This window comes from Methanolobus sp. (assembly GCF_016278365.1).
In the GTDB taxonomy this organism is placed as follows: Archaea; Halobacteriota; Methanosarcinia; order Methanosarcinales; family Methanosarcinaceae; genus Methanolobus.
In genome coordinates, this window is the sequence record NZ_JADQBZ010000006.1 from 33,808 (window position 1) to 51,678 (window position 17,871).

Here is a 17,871-nt window from a genome sequence, read left to right on the forward strand (position 1 = left end):
CTCTTATAACTATTATTGCTACAGTCATATAATAACAATTATATCCCAATGATTGTTTATAGTAGAAAAATATTCGAAAAATTCGAATCATCCACCTCTGGAGGGAATGAATGGGTGTTATAAAAAAGATACGAAGGAACTTTGCAGACCTCTTTAAAAAAGTATTTAAAAAGCAGAACGCGCGTATTGGGATCTATGGTCCTCCTAACGCAGGTAAAACTACTCTTGCGAACCGGATTCTCAGGGACTGGACCGGAGATGCCATGGGCTCTGTGTCACATGTCGCCCATGAAACAAGGCGTGCAAGGCGCAGGGAGGGTGTGACTATAAAAACCAATGGCGGTTCTATCACCCTTGACATCATAGATACTCCCGGACTCGCCACCAAGATCGACTTCCATGAGTTCATGGAGCAGGGGATGGATGAGAATGAATCAAAGAGGCGCGCAAAAGAAGCAACCGAAGGTGTCATAGAAGCTGTCAAATGGCTCGACAACCTTGATGGGGTCATCCTTGTCATGGATGCAACAGAAGACCCTTTCACGCAGGTCAATGTAACAGTTATAGGCAACATGGAAGCCCGTAGTCTTCCTCTGCTTATAGCAGCTAATAAGGTGGACCTGCCCGATGCATCCGCTTCGACTATCAGGGATGCGTTCCCGCAGCATCCGATGGTGTCTATATCTGCCCTTGAAGGGAAGAACATAGATACTTTATATGAAGAGATCGCAAAGAGGTTTGGGTGAGCATGATGCAGGGTTTTCAGATGGATCTTATTTCGGAGCACAGGCTATCGGAAATGGCGCCCGTCGAAAAGGTCAGGTTTATTATCGATGAGGTGATGGAGGGTAAGATCCTTGTCCTTGAGAAGGGTTTAAGCCCCACGGAGGAAGCAAGCCTTATTGAGATGACTATGACACTTATCGAGCCGGATGGTTTCTCGGGGATAGAGATGGAAAGTTATCCTGCCGAAGTGGACACATCTATTTTCGGAAGGCTCTTAAAGAAGAACACCATCAAGTCACGATTGACGGTGATCGGGCCTGCTGATCAGCTAAAGACTCTCAGGAAGGATCGCAACATGATAAGTGCTCTCATCTCGACACATAGATAATTGCGTGAATATTAATGCGGATAAAAGAAGACAAAGGAACTCTGATATCTCCTCATCTCTCCCTGTCTTCCTTTGAAATGGGAAGAGATGATGTGAATGTGGTATGTACATACGGTAAAATCTCTATATGGTTTGGGCGCCAGGTGCCTGACATAGTGATCGGCCAGATGCTCCTTGGCATTGCCAGGATCGATCAGTCAGCTGTGCATGAGCTTGAAGTGGTCTGTGACTTCGATGAGATCACGGACTATGAAAGCAATGGATATGTATTGGTTTCCTATGCAAGGTCAAAAAATGGGTACAGGTCCACATTCAACATTCCTTTTTTCAGTAAGAAGGCTTTGTTCGCCCTTGCCAGCTCGATAAGCAGAGGACTTAAGAAGGAAGACATCGTCGTGGACTGCTATTGGACCGGCGATGACTCTGATATCATGCGCCTGTACGAAGAACTTAGCAGCATTGAAGGCTGGAAGATAAAAAACATCAACTATAAGGAAGATGTAAAAGACAAACATTATGATTATTAATTAGATTGTTGTGAGGTTTCTTTATGGCAGAAGACAATATTACCGAATGTGCAGAATGTTATCATCTTAAATCTTCTATACTCCTTATGGCCCATCATCTTGAAAGAGTTGCTGAAGAACTCGATGATGAATCCATCAAGCAGATGCTTGCGGCAATTCTGAAGGCAAGACGTATCTTTGTATTGGGTGCGGGAAGGTCCGGCCTGGTCGGAAGAGCCTTTGCCATGAGGCTCATGCATCTTGGGCTTTCTTCTCATGTGGTGGGTGAAACAACTACTCCCGCTGTCAGCACCGAGGATGCTATAGTTGCTATCTCGGGCTCAGGACAGACTCGCTCGGTGTCGGATCTTGGAAAAGTTGCCAAGGATATAGGTGCTACCGTTATAGCGATAACCTCCAATAAGGATTCAAAACTGGGCAACCTTGCTGATGTTGCAGTAGTGCTTCCGGGAAGGACCAAGGACGATGCAGGTGGCTACCTGGAACGCCACATGCGTGGAGAATACACCTACCTTACACCTCTGGGTACTTCCTTTGAAACGTCAGCCAGCGTTTTTCTTGATGCGGTCATTGCGGAGCTCATTTTTATAACAGGTGCATCCGAAGCTGATCTTAAATCAAGACACACCAACATTGAATAAGGGGATCCGATGACCACCAGATTTGCGCAAAGGGTGCTGAACATAGATATTTCCGGTATCCGGAAAATGTTCGAAGCTGCAGGGTCCAATGCTATCAATCTTGGGCTCGGGCAGCCTGATTTTGACACGCCTTCCCATATAAGGCAGGCTGCCATAGATGCTATCAATGAAGGTTTCACTGGTTATACTTATGGATCAGGCATCCCTGATCTCAGGCAGGCCTTAAGTTCCAAGTTCAAAAGGGAAAACAATTTCAGTGTCACTCCGGACGAGGTCATTGTGACATCCGGTGCATCGGAAGCACTGGAACTGGCAATCGCATCCCTGGTGAACCCCGGGGATGATGTCCTCATTGCTAACCCGGGATTTGTTTCTTACAATGCCCTTGTGGAGATCATGGGTGGCAAGGTTGCTCCGGTTCCGCTTGGCGATGATCTCTCTTTAAGGCCTGAGGATATAGTGGAAAGGATAACTCCTCGCACAAAGGCTTTTATAGTCAACTCTCCGGCAAATCCTACAGGTGCCGTGCAAAGCAGAAGTGACATGAAGGCCTTTGCGGAGATAGCTGATGACCATGCTATCACACTTATTTCTGATGAGGTGTACGAGCATTTCATCTATGAAGGTGAGCATGTCAGCCCTGCACAGTATTCTGATAATGTCATCACTGTGAATGCGACATCCAAGACCTACTCCATGACCGGATGGAGGCTAGGCTATGTTGCTGCAAAGCAAGAGTATACTGAACAGATGATAAAAGTACACCAGTATGTGCAGGCATGTGCCAACTCAATTGCCCAAAAGGCAGCTGTTGCCGCTTTGAACGGTCCTATTGAGCCTGTCATCCGGATGCGTGATGAGTTCAGGCAGCGTAGGGATCTGCTTGTCAGGGGTCTGAATTCCCTTGGGATGAGATGCGATTTCCCAAAAGGTGCTTTTTACGCATTCCCTGAAGTTGATAATTACCTGGAAGCTGTAACGAAACTTATTTCCAATGGTGTTGTAGTAGTCCCGGGAACTGCATTTGGGAGCGCCGGGGAAGGTCATATACGCTTATCCTACGCCACATCACAGGCAGACATAAAAAGAGCTCTTGAGATAATGGAAAATGTTCTTTGAACGTGTTCTTTGAAAAGGCAAAAGAGATTAATTTGTTTTAATCTCTACTGGTCTTCTTCCATTATATTCTCTTCTGCTTTACTGTCTTCTATTTTCTTATCCTCTATCATTGTCACAAGCTTGTCCATGACCTGCTGAATCCCTTCCCCGGTCATCGTGGACATCTTCATGTCAACAAAATCCAGATCCCTGAACTGGGGAAGGTCTGATTTATTGGAAACCACCAGCAAAGGAAGTGGGAACTGCTGCCTTACTTCTTCTAGCATGTTCTCCTGATCTTTTATCTCGTATCCGCATGTCTCGGTCGGGTCTATTATGAAAAGAACAACCGCCTTGAGGTGCTTCAATGCAGATATCGCCTGTAACTCGATTGCGTTCCTTTCTGACATGGGCCTGTCCAGCAGTCCCGGAGTGTCCATTACCTGGTATCTTTCATTCTCTATCATGAAGTGCCCGATGGACACACCTTTTGTTGTGAAGGGATATGGTGCTATTTCAGGAGTTGCCCCGGTAGCCTTTGTCACGAAACTGGATTTGCCGATGTTTGGATATCCTGCAACGACAATTGTAGGTTCATCATGTACCGCAGGCAATTTTCTCAGCTTGTTACGTGCTTCATTCAACAAGAGAAGTTCCTTGTCTATGGATTTCATTATCGATCCCATGCGGCCAAAAGCCTGTTTCCTTATCATTATGGGATCTTTTGCGCGGCGCATCTTTCCGACATGCTCCCTGGCCACTTCATGTATCTTGCTGCTTGCCCAATCTATTCTGCCCAGAGCCTTTCGAAGTTCATCAACACCAACAAGTATGTCGGCCAATTCGTAATAAAAAGGCTGCACATGATCAAAACTTGGAAAACGGCGCACTGCGTTTGACAGATTGTCTGTAAGTATGTTGGCAGCGGTCAAAGTCATTGACTCGTTTGCCTTGAGTGCTGTCTCCCTCCCTGAAATGGTCTTCCCGGACATTGCACGGGTCGCCCTTCTGAATGCCTTGTCCACCAGTTCATCGGCTGTAGGGACAGTGTGAATCTTTTCAAATATCATAGTTTATTTACCTGCTGGGGGGTAATCACCTGTATGTATAAATTGATGTTCCTCCCCTGAGAAAATATATTCATCAATAATATCTATCTGATATACTACAAATATATATATCCCTTTTGAGTATCTATTATTATTCAGGGAACGGTGATTTAATGGAGCTGGCTCCTATCCAAAAAGATATTTTAATAGCGTTGATAAATCTTCAGAGAGAGAAAGATCGTGCCGTGAAAGGCGAGGAGATCGCTGAACTTATAAATCGAAATCCAGGTACTGTTAGAAATCAGATGCAATCCCTGAAGGTGCTTGGGCTCGTTGAAGGTGTTCCGGGCCCTAAAGGGGGTTACAAAGCTACAGGTGATGCTTACGAGGCTCTCAGCATCACAGCTATGGATCATGAAGCCGTTGTGCCGCTTTTCAGAAACGACACGCTGGTGGATGGTGCAACAGTAGCTGAGATAAGTTTCACGACAGTCAGGCACCCGGATCTCTGTCACGGAAACATAAGGGTACTTGGCAGTATCAAAGGCTTTGAGCAGGGAGATAAGGTCCAGATAGGTCCTACCCCGGTCAATAAACTGGTGATAAGCGGTGAGATAGTCGGACGTGATGATACCCAGAACACTCTTGTTTTTTGCATAAATGAAATGATCTCGCTTCCCAAAAAGCCTGTGAAAAACTATGCGCGTATGAACATAATTTCTATTGATATCAATGCAACTATCCAGGAAACTGCGAGAAAACTTGTTGACAATGGCATACATGGCTTACCCGTGAAAGATGATGGGAAAATAGTCGGAATTGTTACTTTTACCGATATCGGGGATGCTGTGGCAAGCGGAAAGATGACTGCAAGGGTCCGGGATATCATGACAAAGGAGCTGATTACGGTGGATTCGGAAACCTCTTTGTATGACGCAGTAAAGATATTTGACAAAAGTAATGTAGGCTTCTTGCTTGTGTCTTTTGAAGGAGTCCCCAAAGGAGTACTCTCAAAGAGGGATATATTCCATGAATTGACAATTTACTGATGAGATGCCAGCTTAATGGTATCTTTTTTATTTCCGACGTTTTTTTAACTCTTCTGCCATCTCTTCAAGTGATATATCTTTTGCCGCAAGCATCACCAGCAGATGGAAGAGCAGATCGGCCGTCTCATAGATTATCTCTTCTTTCTTATCACCCTTGACTGCCAGTATGGTTTCGACTGCTTCCTCGCCTACTTTTTCCAGTATTTTGTCAATACCTTTCCTGTGGGTCAGCAGGGAGGATACATAGGAGTTCTCAGATGGCGTGTTCTTGCGCTCAAGTATTACGTCGTAGATCTCATTAAGGATAGAAAGGTCAGTATCTGGCATGATAGGTCACATCAAAATAATATGGCGACGTTGGTGTAATCCATCACAATATGACGGGAGTGTTGGTATCCCAACGTCTGAAAGTATCATAGGAATTTTCTGATATATCTTTTTTGGTCCCTCAAAGAGATAGAGCCGGAGGAGGCTCATATCTTTCTTGGATCAGTTATCTCTCCCGTGAGGGCGGAAGCCGCTGCTGTTGCAGGTGAGCTCAGGTACACAAAGGACTGTGGACTTCCTTCTCTTCCCCTGAAATTCCGGTTGGAGGTTGCAAGGCCTACCTCTCCGTCTCCCAGAAGTCCGAAAGAGCCTCCCATGCATGGTCCGCAGCACGGTGATTCTACCATTGCGCCGGCTTCCATGAACTGCTCTATGTAGCCTGCCCTTAGGACCTTCATATATTCGGTCCTTGAAGCTGGTATTATCAGAAGCCTCACTCCCTTTGCCACCGGCTCGTCTCCCATCATCTTTGCCACTATCTCGATATCCTCGAATCTACCATTAGTGCATGATCCTACAAACACCTGGTCAACTTTTATGCCTTCCACTTCTGATACAGGTTTGACATTATCTACATTGTGGGGGCAGGCAACCTGAGGTTCGAGCTTGCTCACATCATATTCCCTTATTTCGGAGGAGGCTGCATCCTTGTCGGACTTCCAGTAAGGGTCAAGCTTGAAATCAGGGATGCGTTCCTGAAGGTACTTCTCTGTTACCTTGTCCGCCTCGATGATGCCTGCCTTGCCGCCCATCTCAATGGCCATGTTGGACACAGTCATGCGCTCGGACATAGGCATATCCTGGACAGTTGAGCCTGCATACTCTGCAGCCTTATATCTTGCTCCTTCGGCACCGACATCGCCTATCAGGTGGAGTATAACGTCTTTGGAATACACGTGCTTTGGCAGTTTCCCATTGACCTCGAACCTGACTGTTTCAGGAACCCTGAACCAGAGCTTGCCGGATGCGAAGACTGCAGCCATGTCAGTCGAGCCAATGCCCGTTGAGAATGCACCAAGTGCTCCGTAGGCGCAGGTGTGTGAGTCAGATCCCACGACAAGGTCTCCGGGCCTTACATGCCCTTTCTCGGGCATGACCTGGTGGCAAACACCCTCATAAACATCATAATTGATTATTCCCTGTTCTTTGGCAAATCTCCTGAGCATGATGTGGTTTGCAGCAGCATTCAGGGAGTCAGCAGGTACCTGGTGGTCGAAAAGGATTACAATTTTACTCGGGTCCCATACCTTTTTCTGCTCTTTGTCCCGCATTATCTCGTAAAAACCCTCCACAGCAAGAGGTCCCGTGATATCATGGGTCATTGCCATGTCTATATTGGCCATTACGAATTCGCCGGCTTTTACCGTTTTCCCGGAAGCCTTTGAAAAGATCTTCTCAGAGATCGTCATTGCTTGGTCAGTATTGGTGGACATATTGATCAGTCTGTGATTTTATACTGTACTGTTGTATTGTAATATTATGATTATCAGCTTATATTGCGGGTAGTCCTGTGACTGCCTGTGCTGTCATGTACTACGTAGTTTATAATACCTTCCCGTATATTCTCCATGGCCTTATTAATATTTTCAGGTCCACTTTTAAAACTTTCGTAGTTCTCGTAGAGCAGGATCGTTTCCTTTAGTTCCTCATAATATCTCTCAATGAGATCACTGGCCAGCTCAAGGCTTTCAGCCGACCCAATTTCCTTTCCTAGTCCCTCGCACTGCGATACTTTCAGCTCTCCTTCTTCTATGTGGAATGGGTAAGTGCTGCAAAGCAGAGGCCGTGCGGCATATATGACACATTTGTTCCCGGTCGATATGTCCTGTATAAACTTGCAGTCCCCGTTCTTATTGCGGGATAACTCCCAGCCGAAAGTATGGATATTGCCCTGAATGTCTATCAGCTCTGAAAGATCTTCCAGCTTCTTCCTGTCCGGCAGGTCTTCGAAATTCTCCAGGGGGGGCTGCGCAACCGAATCATGATCCAGGCCAGTATGCAGACATATATCCTGTATCTCTGCAGGACTGATTATAACTGAGTTATCTCCGTGCTCTCTCCGGCAGCATCTGCCGCACATGAGGCAGGAGAAACCAATATTTCGTATCTCTGCCGCAATTCCTTCTGCATTTATTTTCCTTGCATCCTCAAGCTCTGTAGTCAGTCTTTTGATCAGGGACTCTTTGAATCTGTGATTCATCCTTTAGTTCTTGACAAGATTGGTATAAGGAATTATCGTGGTTTTACAGAATGGTCGTTCACGGCCGGTTAGATCTGTGTGATGTGGGTGTCTTCAGCATGACTTTTTTTAAATATCTATTTCTCAATATCTACTATAGATAAGTGATTTAATCTTATATACTTGATTTTATATTGGATGTTGTATCTATCAGATACCCTAAATAGATACTTCTCACTTAGGGCACGTCATTTAAGCAGTTACAGATAAACCGCCTGCGCATAATATCCTTGTAGAACCTGCCTGATCATATCTTCCATTGGAGTGTATTCCTGTCATACTGGCCGGTGAATTCACTTGTCATAATGGGTTCGGTCCTTAATCCGGTGTATTTTTCATACCTCTGCGTATTATAAGGGTATGCACTGCTGTATGAGATAATATGTGATGATGTATGATTTATTAAGGACTCATAAAATTGTGTGTTTGGTATGCAGTTTTATGCTCGGGTATGAACTGTATGATTATGAACTGTATGAATATGAAATGTATGAATATGTAATACACAGGACGCATCTGGGCAGTTTCTGACTCCAATCGTTATTCTCCTGATACACTCAATCCGGCCGGATTAGCATTTTTCACATTCGGATAACCTCTGGCATATTAAGTCTGGTTGGGGATGTTTGGATTTCTCTCCTGGCTGCAGAATATATGCAATCTGTTATGTATTTCACTTGATATTTATTATATTATCTACATCTGCTTATATTCGCAGGCGTGTAATGTAGCAGGTGCGCAGTTACTGATGTCGCTGCTTTTACGTCACTCCGGAAAAAAGAATAGGAAGAAAAAGAAGGTGTGATATTATATGTCGTCTTCTTCCACACCAACGGCTGTAAGGAAGCGCTTGACCACTGCTTCATTCACAAGTCTCAGAAGGGTCTGCCTGTCTTTGGCTGCGCTGAAAACTCCAAGTTCTATAGTTGCGGCTGCAGCGTTGGCATGTCCTCCGCCAGACTCCTCGCCAAAGGCACGTTTCATGACATCTCCCAGGTTGATGCGGATATCATTGCTTCTGCCGGAGATGAATATCTTGTCATCGCTCACACCGAAAACAACGGTCGTCGAGATGCCCTCCAGGTTGAGCAGGTAGTCAGCAGCCTGGGGCAGTGTGTCCCTGTCGCGTATACTTCCAACATTTGAAAGCAGGTAACTTCCTATCACCTGACGATTATTGATAGCTTCGCCCAGCACGTCCAACGTTTCGATGGACATGGAAGGACGCTCCAGCTGATCAAGTATATCGTGATCTGATAATGGATAAAGGTATGAAGCAGCCGAAAGGTCAGCTGAGTCAGTGTTTCTCTTAAAGTCCAAGGTGTCGGTCCTGATCCCGTACAGAAGGGCGGTCGCAAGCTTGCCATCAATATCGATATTAAGTTCCTGCAGGTACTTTGTCACAATAGTGGAGGAAGCACCCACATTCGGGCGTATATCGATAAATTCGGCATCTATCTCGGAATCCGTGATTGGATGATGGTCTATGATGATACCTATGTGCGTATTCGTAGGCAGGGGATTGTTGGCTCCCGGGCCTGAGCAGTCCACCATGGCAATCTTGTCGTAAGCTGCTATCTCAACGTCCTCGTACCTGTAAAGATCAATGCCCAGAAGGTTCACAAAGGCCTTATTCTCCTGATGTCCTATCTCTCCGTGATACACAATATCTGCTCTTATGTCGTGGGAATTTGCAATCGTCTTTAATGCAAGCGCACTTGCAATGGCATCAGGGTCCGGGTTATTGTGCACCATAATAACCATCTTTTTGCCCCGGATATTTTCAAACCACTGTGCCATCTTATTGCCACGCCGCAGCCCTTCGGCACGCTCCAGAGACCTTGAAAGGGATTTGGCAACCATTCTCGGAGGCATGATAACAAGGTCGGCACCCATTGTTTCCATTTCCTGCATGTTGATAACATCGGTAGCCCTTGCGACACAATATACATCCCTTGATACTTTCCTCCTGACATTGTCAAGAGCAGCTTTATTTGCCAAGGTATCGGAACTGAGGATGAGTATGCCTGAAAGATTCTTTGTATTGATCCGATCCAGAAGTCCGGGGTCACCTACGTCGCCAACAATGGCTTCATAGGCTTCATCACGCAGGGTCTCTACTTTCTGCGCATCCTTGTCTACGATAATCAGGTCTTTGTCAAGTTCCCTGAGTTCTTTGGCCAATGCAAAGCCAAAACTCCCGCTTCCAAGTATTAGGTAAGTGGGTTTTATCCTGACCCTGTCACTTGCAGTGTTCTCCTTAGCAATGGCGTTAATATGAATACCTCCGTTTCATATAGGGATGTTAGGTATATTAAAATAATTCCCAAAAGAAAACATTAACTGCTAAATAGAATGCAAACAAAGGATAAATAGGTAACATGGAAGTCATTACACCTTCAAGGATGCGGGCTATCGATAATAATTGTTTTTACCTGGGCATGAACCCTCTGCAATTGATGGAGAATGCAGGTGCGGGTATTGCACGGGAGATATGTTCGCAGACCGGGGCAGCAACAGTGCTCTTTATCGCAGGCAGGGGTAACAACGGAGGCGATGCTTTTGTGGCTGCCAGACACCTTTCTCTTCTTCCGGGATTTAGGGTACGAGTACTCCTGCTCGGAAGCGCATCACAGATAAGGACCATGGAAGCGCGAGCCAACTTCGATCTGCTCACATACAGCGACATCGATGATATCAGGGAAATACGCGATTCTGCTGACCTGCACTCTTATCCGGACTGGAAAGAAGCAGATATGATCGTTGACGGTGTGCTTGGGTCAGGGATGAAAGGCCGGTTAAGGGAACCGGAGTCTACAGCAATAGATCTCATCAATGCGGCAGATGCTTTTGTTATCTCTATAGATTCTCCTTCCGGTTTTGATCCGGACGCCGGTTCATTTGAAAAAAGCGTGAAGGCGGATCTGACCATTACCTTCCACAAAATGAAGGCCGGTCTTATCCTACCTAACTCAAAGGATTTGACTGGTGAGGTTCGGGTGGTAAAGATAGGGGTCTGCAGGGATGCCGAGGAATTCGTGGGGCCTGGCGACCTCAAAGGTCTGGCATTGAGAAGCGCTTCCTCGCATAAGGGTAATGCAGGTAGCATACTGGTAATAGGTGGCGGACCTTACTCCGGAGCACCGGCTTTTGCATCACTTGCAGCTCTAAGGGCAGGTGCTGATCTTGTCACAGTTGCAGTGCCGGAGAGCATTTCACATATAGTGGCTGCCTACTCCCCGGACCTGATCATAAAAGGCATGCAAGGTGACCGGTTATGTCCTGATCATATACCTCTGTTGAAACCTCTTATTGATTCAAGTGACGTTGTCGTCATCGGCCCTGGTCTTGGGAGAGGCGCAGCAACCCTTGAGGCTATCAGACAGATCCTGTTCATGTGCAAAAAAGCCGTCATTGATGCCGATGCGCTTTATGATCTGTCTCTGCCTGTTGCGGGAAGTGGAGAGTTTATTGTAACGCCTCATGCCGGGGAATTCTCCCGCCTTCTGGGGAGCATACCGGGAAGCGAAATTCCCGTTTCCCCGGAAGAGAGAAAGAGCCTTGTTCACACATTCTCGAAGGAGGGACAGGTTGTGACCGTACTGAAAGGAAATATCGATGTGATATCCGACGGGAGGGAAACAAGACTTAACCGGACTGGAAATGCAGGTATGACTGTGGGAGGTACAGGTGATGTTCTTGCGGGTATTGTGGGAGCGCTATTTGCCACTAACAGTGCGTTTGATGCAGCATGTTGTGGTTGCTTTGTTAATGGTGCCGCAGGGGACCTCGCCTTTCAGGAGAATGGTTATGGCTTGCTTGCGAGTGATGTTATCCGGAAAATCCCATACATAATGAAACAGGAGTGGTAGGAATGGAAAAGGAAGGCAGGAGAATAACTGTTGATATTGAACGGAAACGGATCCGTATAAACGTCAGTCATGGTGAAGATGAGGAGATATTTAAACTGACCTTCGATGAGGCAAGGGATCTGAAAGAAACATTAAATATAACTATTGAGGATTACATGCAGAGGCAGAATCTGCGCATAGACTGACCCCTCGGTGATCCGTTGACAAACAAATTCACTCATATAGAAGATGACCGTGCGGTCATGGTGGACATAAGCCACAAAGATACGATTGCCAGAAAGGCAATAGCTTCCGGAGAGATTGTGCTGGGCAGAAGCACCATTGATGATATCAGGAACGGGACAGTTGAGAAAGGCAATGTGCTTTCCACTGCAAGGGTAGCTGCCATCCTGGCAGTAAAAAGAACTCCCGAACTCATTCCGATGTGTCACCAGATACCAATAACCGGGGTGGATGTGGACTTCTCCATAGAAAAGGATCATATCTCTGCGGTGGTGGAAGTGCGTTCAGTCGGAAGGACTGGCGTTGAAATGGAGGCCCTTACAGGTGTTTCCACAGCCCTCCTGACCATATGGGACATGGTAAAATCTGCCGAAAAGGATGATACCGGTAATTATCCCCTCACATCTATACGTGACATCAAGGTTCTTTCAAAAGTCAAAGGAACCAAAACTAATGTATGATAACCGTTACATTAGGAAATGCTATAAAAAATGGAACTAAAAGAGGTACATCATTTGAAGATCATAGGAGGACCCGCATCTCAGGCTCTCTCATCACGAGTTGCAAGGGAATTGAATCTGGAACCGACTGTTTGTGATTTCACCAGGTTTCCCGACGGTGAGCTTTATACTCGCATCCTGGACGAGGATGTGGATGAGGTCACTATTATACAGAGCATAATCACGGATTCTGATTTTGTAGCACTATTGCAGCTTATAGATGCATGTGAAGACTCTCCGGTCATCAATGTTGTCATTCCCTACATGGGATATGCAAGGCAGGACCGGAAGTTCAAAACAGGCGAACCCATCAGCGCAAGGGCGATCGCCAGGACCATCAATGCTGACAGGGTATTTACTGTGAATGTGCACAAGACGAGTGTGCTGGATTATTTCAATGCTGACGCATTTGACCTGGATGCCTCACAGCTGATAGGATATCATATAAGGTCCATGGGTCTCAAGGATGCCCTGCTGGTTTCCCCGGACGCCGGGGCCATGGAGTTCGTAGAGCGGACTGCTAAGGAAATAGGGTACGACTGTGATTACCTTGAGAAGACCCGCATCTCGGGCGATACTGTGACTATCAAGACAAAGAGCATTGATGTGCAGGGCAGGGATATCGTGCTGCTCGATGATATGATAGCTACCGGTGGAACGATGGTGGAGTCGATAAAACTGCTTAAAGGGCAGGGTGCAAAAGATGTATATCTTGCCTGCGTCCATCCTGTACTTGCAAGGAATGCTGTCATGAGATTATACAATGCAGGTGTGAAAGATATAATCTCCACAGATACAATTGAAAAGACTCAGAGCTGCATCAGTGTTGCGCCCCTGATAGCCGCTACGATAAAAGGGCTATAACATAATGGTATTGCAAGGGTACAAGTGCTAATTATATATAATAAGTGCTAATAATTATACAAATGAGATATTTGACATGACGTTACCTGACATCTGCCCCCGGGACGGGGCCTCTCATTGTAAGAAGAATGCCTGCCACCTGTACGTTGTGGATTGGCGCTCCGGAGACGAACAATGTATCATAGGCTACCGTTCGACTCACAAAAGCTTATCGAGATCTTCTCCTGTTGTGGACAGTTATGCACAGGACACTCGCCGGAAGAGGGTGGATCAGGGAAGCCAGGAGCCTTTAGGATTTTACCCGAAAGAAAAGCAGATCACAGAAGTCCGCCACGTATATGCATCCCGAAAACCGGAAGTTGTTTCCTGTGAAGGAACAAAACCCCTGTGCTTGCAAGATGCTCATACTGTGGATTCCTGCAAAGGGTCGGATAGCAGATCCTCTGGTGAAGTAAGGTCGTGGCAGCATCCGGATAATCATTCCGTGAATACCCACAAAGAACCCGATTTTGAACTGCGTGAGGAAGTAACTGTTAATACTAAGAATACCACAGTGATAGAATCCAGGGAGGCGCCAAAAGAGCAGCCTCCGAAAAAGAGGAAGTCACTGGATGATGTAATGAACCTTGATCTTCCTGATAACTATGAGGAGGAATTCTGGAAATAACTCTTTCTTTCTTTTCTTATGAGATTTAGAAACAAAGACCTTATTAAGGTCTATCATATACTGCGGGAAGAATTAGGTCCTCAATACTGGTGGCCTGCTGAAACGGCTTTTGAGGTCGTGGTGGGCGCAATGCTTATCCAGCAGACGAAATGGCCCAATGTTGAAAAAGCCATCTGTAATCTTAAAGAGCATGGACTTCTTGAACCTAAACCTCTTGCAGAATCCGATCTTCTCCTGCTCGAGGATTTGGTCCGATGCTGTGGTTTCTATCGGCAGAAAGCCTTTAGGCTAAAGAATATTGCCTCCTATTTCACTGAAAATAAGATGGACGATGTTTTCTCATTACCCCTTGATGTTCTAAGGCAAAGGATGCTGTCTTTGAAAGGTGTTGGCAATGAAACTGCAGACAGCATAATACTCTATGCTGCCCACAAACCCCGGTTCGTGATAGATGCATATACGACCCGTATGATGCAATGCGTGGGGGTGGAGGGCAATTACATGCAACTGCAGGGGCTTTTTGAGAACAGCTTGCCTGCAGATGTTGGCCTCTATCAGGAATATCACGCATTGATAGTGGAATATTCGAAAAGTTACTGCGGGAAGAAAAAATGTGATGCATGCTTGCTGAAGCAGTCTTTATAATTAAGGAGATATTCAAATGGACATCAATACCTACGAACAGATATTCAGTTCCCTTCAGGGGGTTGATGATATTGACAGAGTGTCAGAAATGTTCTCCCAACCCGTGGGTGTGATATACTCTATACTCAATCAGAAGACTGTGACGAATGTGAAGAAGAACTTCTCCCGCGTGCAGGATCAAAGCGGCAAGCACCTCTTGATGTGGCAGAAGGGCACCACAATTGTCCAGATAGCCCGGAAGAATCGTATCCCTGCAACTCTCATGGCTGCCATGATCCTGTCGGAAATGGGTATACCTAAAAAGTCTTTCATGAAGAACATAGAGGATCTTCCTGACATGAGGCTTAAAAAAGAAGTGAAGGAAGCCATGAGTTCCGATCACTTCTTCTCTCCGAGAGCTCATGAGGTCCATACGGTCAAAGGGAAAATGGGCGAGTCGATACTTGAGCAGTGGCTTGCGAACAAAGGAATTGCATTCAGGACCGAGAATGATCTCAGAGCATCAGGAGTTTCAAAGACGCCAGATTTCCTGCTGGATGAACCTATAGAAATTAATGGTAAGAAAGTATCATGGATCGAGAGCAAGGCCCTCTTCGGTGATGAGAAGGAACATCAATATTATATGAAAAAGCAATTCATCGATTATGAAGGAAACTTCGGTACCGGTATGGTAGTTTACTGGTACGGTTTCCTGGATAGCGTAAAGATGGACGGGCACCTTATCAAAGACTACAGGTTCTTTGGAAAGGAGTCCGACACAATCGATGAACTACTAAACCATGGAGTTCAGTGGTAGATTCCAAGATCTATTTCTACTTCGGTGTTCTGTTCAATGGTTTTTTCGGGGATTGGCTTTTCTGTTTGTATGAAGACATTCTTGGTGTATACCTGGTATACTTCTTCCTCGTCATACAGTATTGCTTCGTTATTGATGGTCGCGTGGTTGCCGTGAACTGCGATGAAAGGAAGAGCTTCTTCTTCCATAGGTTCACACTTGTTCCTCATGTAGAGTATGTCCAGAGATGTGCACATAGGTACGTCTACTTTTGTGGTGGTTATGCGGGTCATCACTTTTACTATAATGGTTAGTTATTAATACCTTACGGTTCGCCTATCTACGAACAATCTCTATTATTTAAGAAAGAGTGACTCTTGCTAGCATTCTTCAAAAGTGTACCTATGACTTCACCGATGGTCTGATCTGTGTACTCTGATATGGATAATTTGCAGTCCGACCTCCTTTAGAATCCCTCCTCTCCGGATATGGCTGTCTCTGTAAAATATATTGACGCACCGTTGGGGCTATACGTGTGATGGAAATCACAGCCTGCGTTCTTAAGCAAAGGTTATAATAGTAGCAATAATTTAAGGTTACAATCTCTCAGTCTCTCAGAGACCACTTTCATAAAATCTAATCGCTTAAATATTTACAAAATTACTCACTTTCTGGTATTGGTGAAAAGAATGGCAGATATTACACACTGGGCGGATGTAGTTGCAGATGAGGTTCTCGCTAAAGGCAGGAAGCATCTCGTTGCAACGGGAATAACGCCATCAGGTCATATTCATATAGGTAATATGCGCGAGGTCGTAACAGCGGATGCAGCATACAGGGCCCTTCTCGACAAAGGTGCGCAGGCTGAGTTCGTTTATATTGCTGATACTTATGATCCCCTCAGGAAGGTCTATCCTTTCCTCGACGAAAGTTATGCTGAGCATGTAGGCAAACCACTATCGAATGTACCATGCCCTTGCGGAAAGCATCAGAATTACTCTGAACACTATCTTGAGCCGTTCCTTGTAGCTCTTGAGCGCCTAGGGATACACCCTACTGTGTACAGGGCCGATGAACTGTACAAGCAGGGTGTCTATACGGATGCTATTAAGAAAGCGCTCGCGAAAAGGAATGAGATAGCAGCCATCCTTCAGAGTGTCTCAGGTAAAACCCCTGCAGACACCTGGAGTCCCTTCAATCCTATCTGTAGCGCATGCGGTAAGATAAACACGACAATCGTCACAGGCTTTGACCAGGAAGCCGAAACAGTTGATTACAGCTGTTCTTGCGGGAACTCTGGTACTGTATCCATGAAAGGCGGAGGTAAGCTAACGTGGCGCGTGGACTGGCCTGCACGATGGAAGGCGCTTGGGGTCACAGTCGAGCCCTACGGCAAGGACCATGCATCAAAAGGCGGCTCATATGACACTGGCATGCTTATAGCAAAGGAAGTGTTCGACTACGATGCTCCTTTTCCAATCGTCTATGAATGGATCATGCTGGGTAACGAAGGTGCTATGTCATCTTCCTCGGGTGTTGTAGTTTCCATATCTGATATGCTGAAGGTTGTACCTCCTGAAGTGCTGAGGTATCTTATTATCCGTACAAAACCCGAAAAGCATATAAAATTCGATCCGGCGCAACCTCTGCTGAATCTTGTGGACGAGTTCGAGCGCCTCCATTCCGTTGATGCTCCAGGTTCCTATGAAAAGAGAATACTGGAGCTGTCACACGCAGTAGGCATATGTCATACTGATATTCCCTTCAAGCACATGATCACTATTTACCAGGCTGCAGGCGGGGATTTTGGTAAAATAATGCACATCGTTAAAAGAGCAGGCTATGACACCGCTAATGAGAGGTGCATAAAAGAGCTGGCAGATAATGTTGGTAACTGGCTTGAGATGTATGCACCTGAATTTGCAAAGTTCAGCGTGAAAAATGAACTTCCGGTCCAAGCTGCCAGCCTTTCTGAAACTCAGAGGGCTTTCCTCGCTTCTTTCTCAAAGCTCATTTCCCTGAGGGCTGAGTTGAGCGGAGAGGATTATCATAACCTGGTCTATTCGGCAAAGGAGCAGGACTCTGAGCTTACAAGGGAAATGGCACAACTTCTGGATGTAAAACCGGAGCAGGTACAGGCAGACCCTAAAGAATTGTTCAAGGCCGTCTATACCGCTGTGCTCGGGCAACAGTCAGGCCCCAAAGCAGGTTGGTTCCTGTCCTCACTGGAAAAAGACTTCCTTGTGGAGCGCTTCAGGAAAGCCTCAGAATATAAGCCCTGA

The 17,871-nt window shown here is 46.0% G+C and carries 20 protein-coding genes; 14 read left to right on the top strand and 6 right to left on the bottom strand.

The annotated features are described in order from the left end of the window. Positions 1 to 110: 110 nt before the first annotated feature. Genes QZZ22_RS06750 through QZZ22_RS06770 form a run of 5 tightly spaced genes read left to right on the top strand, consistent with a single transcriptional unit; the run spans position 111 to position 3,401 of the window. A complete protein-coding gene (locus tag QZZ22_RS06750; protein WP_292463645.1) occupies positions 111 to 746 on the top strand; it encodes an Era-like GTP-binding protein in 636 nt (211 codons plus the stop codon). A 5-nt stretch (positions 747 to 751) separates the two neighbouring features. Then, on the top strand, positions 752 to 1,114 hold the full coding sequence (locus tag QZZ22_RS06755; protein WP_292463796.1) for a DUF2073 domain-containing protein: 363 nt from the start codon (positions 752 to 754) through the stop codon (positions 1,112 to 1,114). Positions 1,115 to 1,128: 14 nt separating this feature from the next. Continuing rightward, positions 1,129 to 1,641 (top strand): hypothetical protein, encoded by a 513-nt coding sequence (locus QZZ22_RS06760; RefSeq protein ID WP_292463646.1) that lies wholly within the window; start codon positions 1,129 to 1,131, stop codon positions 1,639 to 1,641. Between the two features lie 23 nt (positions 1,642 to 1,664). Beyond that, on the top strand, positions 1,665 to 2,282 hold the full coding sequence (gene hxlB, locus QZZ22_RS06765) for a 6-phospho-3-hexuloisomerase (RefSeq protein ID WP_292463647.1): 618 nt from the start codon (positions 1,665 to 1,667) through the stop codon (positions 2,280 to 2,282). Between the two features lie 9 nt (positions 2,283 to 2,291). Beyond that, positions 2,292 to 3,401 carry a pyridoxal phosphate-dependent aminotransferase gene (locus tag QZZ22_RS06770; protein WP_292463649.1) on the top strand — a complete coding sequence of 370 codons (1,110 nt, stop codon included), beginning with the start codon at positions 2,292 to 2,294 and terminating at the stop codon, positions 3,399 to 3,401. Positions 3,402 to 3,445: 44 nt separating this feature from the next. On the opposite strand, the gene QZZ22_RS06775 is transcribed toward QZZ22_RS06770, so the two are convergent. Further along, entirely contained in the window at positions 3,446 to 4,450 is a 1,005-nt protein-coding gene (locus QZZ22_RS06775; RefSeq protein WP_292463650.1) for an NOG1 family protein, read from the bottom strand. A gap of 152 nt (positions 4,451 to 4,602) precedes the next feature. Here QZZ22_RS06775 and QZZ22_RS06780 point away from each other — a divergent pair, with 152 nt between their 5' ends. Next, positions 4,603 to 5,478: a CBS domain-containing protein gene (locus QZZ22_RS06780; RefSeq protein ID WP_292463651.1), complete on the top strand. Its 876-nt coding sequence runs from the start codon at positions 4,603 to 4,605 to the stop codon at positions 5,476 to 5,478. A gap of 27 nt (positions 5,479 to 5,505) precedes the next feature. Here QZZ22_RS06780 and QZZ22_RS06785 read toward each other — a convergent pair whose 3' ends face one another. The 4 genes from QZZ22_RS06785 to QZZ22_RS06800 all read right to left on the bottom strand — a co-directional run bounded on the left by QZZ22_RS06785 (position 5,506) and on the right by QZZ22_RS06800 (position 10,321). Further along, positions 5,506 to 5,805: a phosphoribosyl-ATP diphosphatase gene (locus tag QZZ22_RS06785; protein WP_292463652.1), complete on the bottom strand. Its 300-nt coding sequence runs from the start codon at positions 5,803 to 5,805 to the stop codon at positions 5,506 to 5,508. Positions 5,806 to 5,951: 146 nt separating this feature from the next. Next, positions 5,952 to 7,238 carry a 3-isopropylmalate dehydratase large subunit gene (locus tag QZZ22_RS06790; RefSeq protein ID WP_292463653.1) on the bottom strand — a complete coding sequence of 429 codons (1,287 nt, stop codon included), beginning with the start codon at positions 7,236 to 7,238 and terminating at the stop codon, positions 5,952 to 5,954. 53 nt (positions 7,239 to 7,291) lie between these two features. Further along, positions 7,292 to 8,005, bottom strand: coding sequence for a YkgJ family cysteine cluster protein (locus QZZ22_RS06795; RefSeq protein ID WP_292463654.1), 714 nt, complete (start codon positions 8,003 to 8,005; stop codon positions 7,292 to 7,294). Between the two features lie 846 nt (positions 8,006 to 8,851). Further along, a complete protein-coding gene (locus tag QZZ22_RS06800; protein WP_292463797.1) occupies positions 8,852 to 10,321 on the bottom strand; it encodes a DHH family phosphoesterase in 1,470 nt (489 codons plus the stop codon). Positions 10,322 to 10,425: 104 nt separating this feature from the next. Between QZZ22_RS06800 and QZZ22_RS06805 the strand changes: the two genes are divergently transcribed. The 7 genes from QZZ22_RS06805 to QZZ22_RS06835 all read left to right on the top strand — a co-directional run bounded on the left by QZZ22_RS06805 (position 10,426) and on the right by QZZ22_RS06835 (position 15,610). Further along, complete coding sequence (locus QZZ22_RS06805; protein WP_292463655.1) at positions 10,426 to 11,916, top strand: NAD(P)H-hydrate dehydratase; 1,491 nt, start codon at positions 10,426 to 10,428, stop codon at positions 11,914 to 11,916. A 2-nt stretch (positions 11,917 to 11,918) separates the two neighbouring features. After that, positions 11,919 to 12,101: a hypothetical protein gene (locus QZZ22_RS06810; RefSeq protein ID WP_292463656.1), complete on the top strand. Its 183-nt coding sequence runs from the start codon at positions 11,919 to 11,921 to the stop codon at positions 12,099 to 12,101. 15 nt (positions 12,102 to 12,116) lie between these two features. After that, complete coding sequence (gene moaC, locus QZZ22_RS06815; RefSeq protein ID WP_292463657.1) at positions 12,117 to 12,599, top strand: cyclic pyranopterin monophosphate synthase MoaC; 483 nt, start codon at positions 12,117 to 12,119, stop codon at positions 12,597 to 12,599. Between the two features lie 54 nt (positions 12,600 to 12,653). Next, entirely contained in the window at positions 12,654 to 13,502 is an 849-nt protein-coding gene (locus tag QZZ22_RS06820; protein WP_292463658.1) for a ribose-phosphate diphosphokinase, read from the top strand. Between the two features lie 76 nt (positions 13,503 to 13,578). Continuing rightward, positions 13,579 to 14,169 carry a hypothetical protein gene (locus QZZ22_RS06825; RefSeq protein ID WP_292463659.1) on the top strand — a complete coding sequence of 197 codons (591 nt, stop codon included), beginning with the start codon at positions 13,579 to 13,581 and terminating at the stop codon, positions 14,167 to 14,169. 18 nt (positions 14,170 to 14,187) lie between these two features. Beyond that, positions 14,188 to 14,814: a DNA-3-methyladenine glycosylase gene (locus tag QZZ22_RS06830; protein WP_292463661.1), complete on the top strand. Its 627-nt coding sequence runs from the start codon at positions 14,188 to 14,190 to the stop codon at positions 14,812 to 14,814. Positions 14,815 to 14,830: 16 nt separating this feature from the next. Further along, complete coding sequence (locus tag QZZ22_RS06835; protein WP_292463662.1) at positions 14,831 to 15,610, top strand: C15orf41 family protein; 780 nt, start codon at positions 14,831 to 14,833, stop codon at positions 15,608 to 15,610. Here the strand turns inward: QZZ22_RS06835 and QZZ22_RS06840 are convergent. Then, positions 15,601 to 15,882 (bottom strand): hypothetical protein, encoded by a 282-nt coding sequence (locus QZZ22_RS06840; protein ID WP_292463663.1) that lies wholly within the window; start codon positions 15,880 to 15,882, stop codon positions 15,601 to 15,603. The genes QZZ22_RS06835 and QZZ22_RS06840 overlap by 10 nt on opposite strands. Positions 15,883 to 16,278: 396 nt before the next feature. On the opposite strand from QZZ22_RS06840, the gene lysS reads away from it, so the two are divergent. Further along, positions 16,279 to 17,871, top strand: a complete 1,593-nt coding sequence (gene lysS, locus QZZ22_RS06845) for a lysine--tRNA ligase (protein WP_292463664.1) — start codon at positions 16,279 to 16,281, stop codon at positions 17,869 to 17,871.

Excerpts from the sequence above, each read along its gene's own strand:
- QZZ22_RS06760 (WP_292463646.1), top strand. The coding sequence starts at position 1,129 with ATGCGGATAAAAGAAGACAAAGGAACTCTGATATCTCCTCATCTCTCC.
- hxlB (WP_292463647.1), top strand. The coding sequence starts at position 1,665 with ATGGCAGAAGACAATATTACCGAATGTGCAGAATGTTATCATCTTAAA.
- QZZ22_RS06840 (WP_292463663.1), bottom strand. The coding sequence starts at position 15,882 with ATGACCCGCATAACCACCACAAAAGTAGACGTACCTATGTGCACATCT.
- QZZ22_RS06835 (WP_292463662.1), top strand. The coding sequence starts at position 14,831 with ATGGACATCAATACCTACGAACAGATATTCAGTTCCCTTCAGGGGGTT.
- QZZ22_RS06770 (WP_292463649.1), top strand. The coding sequence starts at position 2,292 with ATGACCACCAGATTTGCGCAAAGGGTGCTGAACATAGATATTTCCGGT.
- QZZ22_RS06810 (WP_292463656.1), top strand. The coding sequence starts at position 11,919 with ATGGAAAAGGAAGGCAGGAGAATAACTGTTGATATTGAACGGAAACGG.
- QZZ22_RS06825 (WP_292463659.1), top strand. The coding sequence starts at position 13,579 with ATGACGTTACCTGACATCTGCCCCCGGGACGGGGCCTCTCATTGTAAG.
- QZZ22_RS06790 (WP_292463653.1), bottom strand. The coding sequence starts at position 7,238 with ATGTCCACCAATACTGACCAAGCAATGACGATCTCTGAGAAGATCTTT.
- QZZ22_RS06775 (WP_292463650.1), bottom strand. The coding sequence starts at position 4,450 with ATGATATTTGAAAAGATTCACACTGTCCCTACAGCCGATGAACTGGTG.
- QZZ22_RS06805 (WP_292463655.1), top strand. The coding sequence starts at position 10,426 with ATGGAAGTCATTACACCTTCAAGGATGCGGGCTATCGATAATAATTGT.
- QZZ22_RS06780 (WP_292463651.1), top strand. The coding sequence starts at position 4,603 with ATGGAGCTGGCTCCTATCCAAAAAGATATTTTAATAGCGTTGATAAAT.
- QZZ22_RS06830 (WP_292463661.1), top strand. The coding sequence starts at position 14,188 with ATGAGATTTAGAAACAAAGACCTTATTAAGGTCTATCATATACTGCGG.
- QZZ22_RS06750 (WP_292463645.1), top strand. The coding sequence starts at position 111 with ATGGGTGTTATAAAAAAGATACGAAGGAACTTTGCAGACCTCTTTAAA.
- QZZ22_RS06795 (WP_292463654.1), bottom strand. The coding sequence starts at position 8,005 with ATGAATCACAGATTCAAAGAGTCCCTGATCAAAAGACTGACTACAGAG.
- QZZ22_RS06755 (WP_292463796.1), top strand. The coding sequence starts at position 752 with ATGCAGGGTTTTCAGATGGATCTTATTTCGGAGCACAGGCTATCGGAA.
- lysS (WP_292463664.1), top strand. The coding sequence starts at position 16,279 with ATGGCAGATATTACACACTGGGCGGATGTAGTTGCAGATGAGGTTCTC.
- QZZ22_RS06785 (WP_292463652.1), bottom strand. The coding sequence starts at position 5,805 with ATGCCAGATACTGACCTTTCTATCCTTAATGAGATCTACGACGTAATA.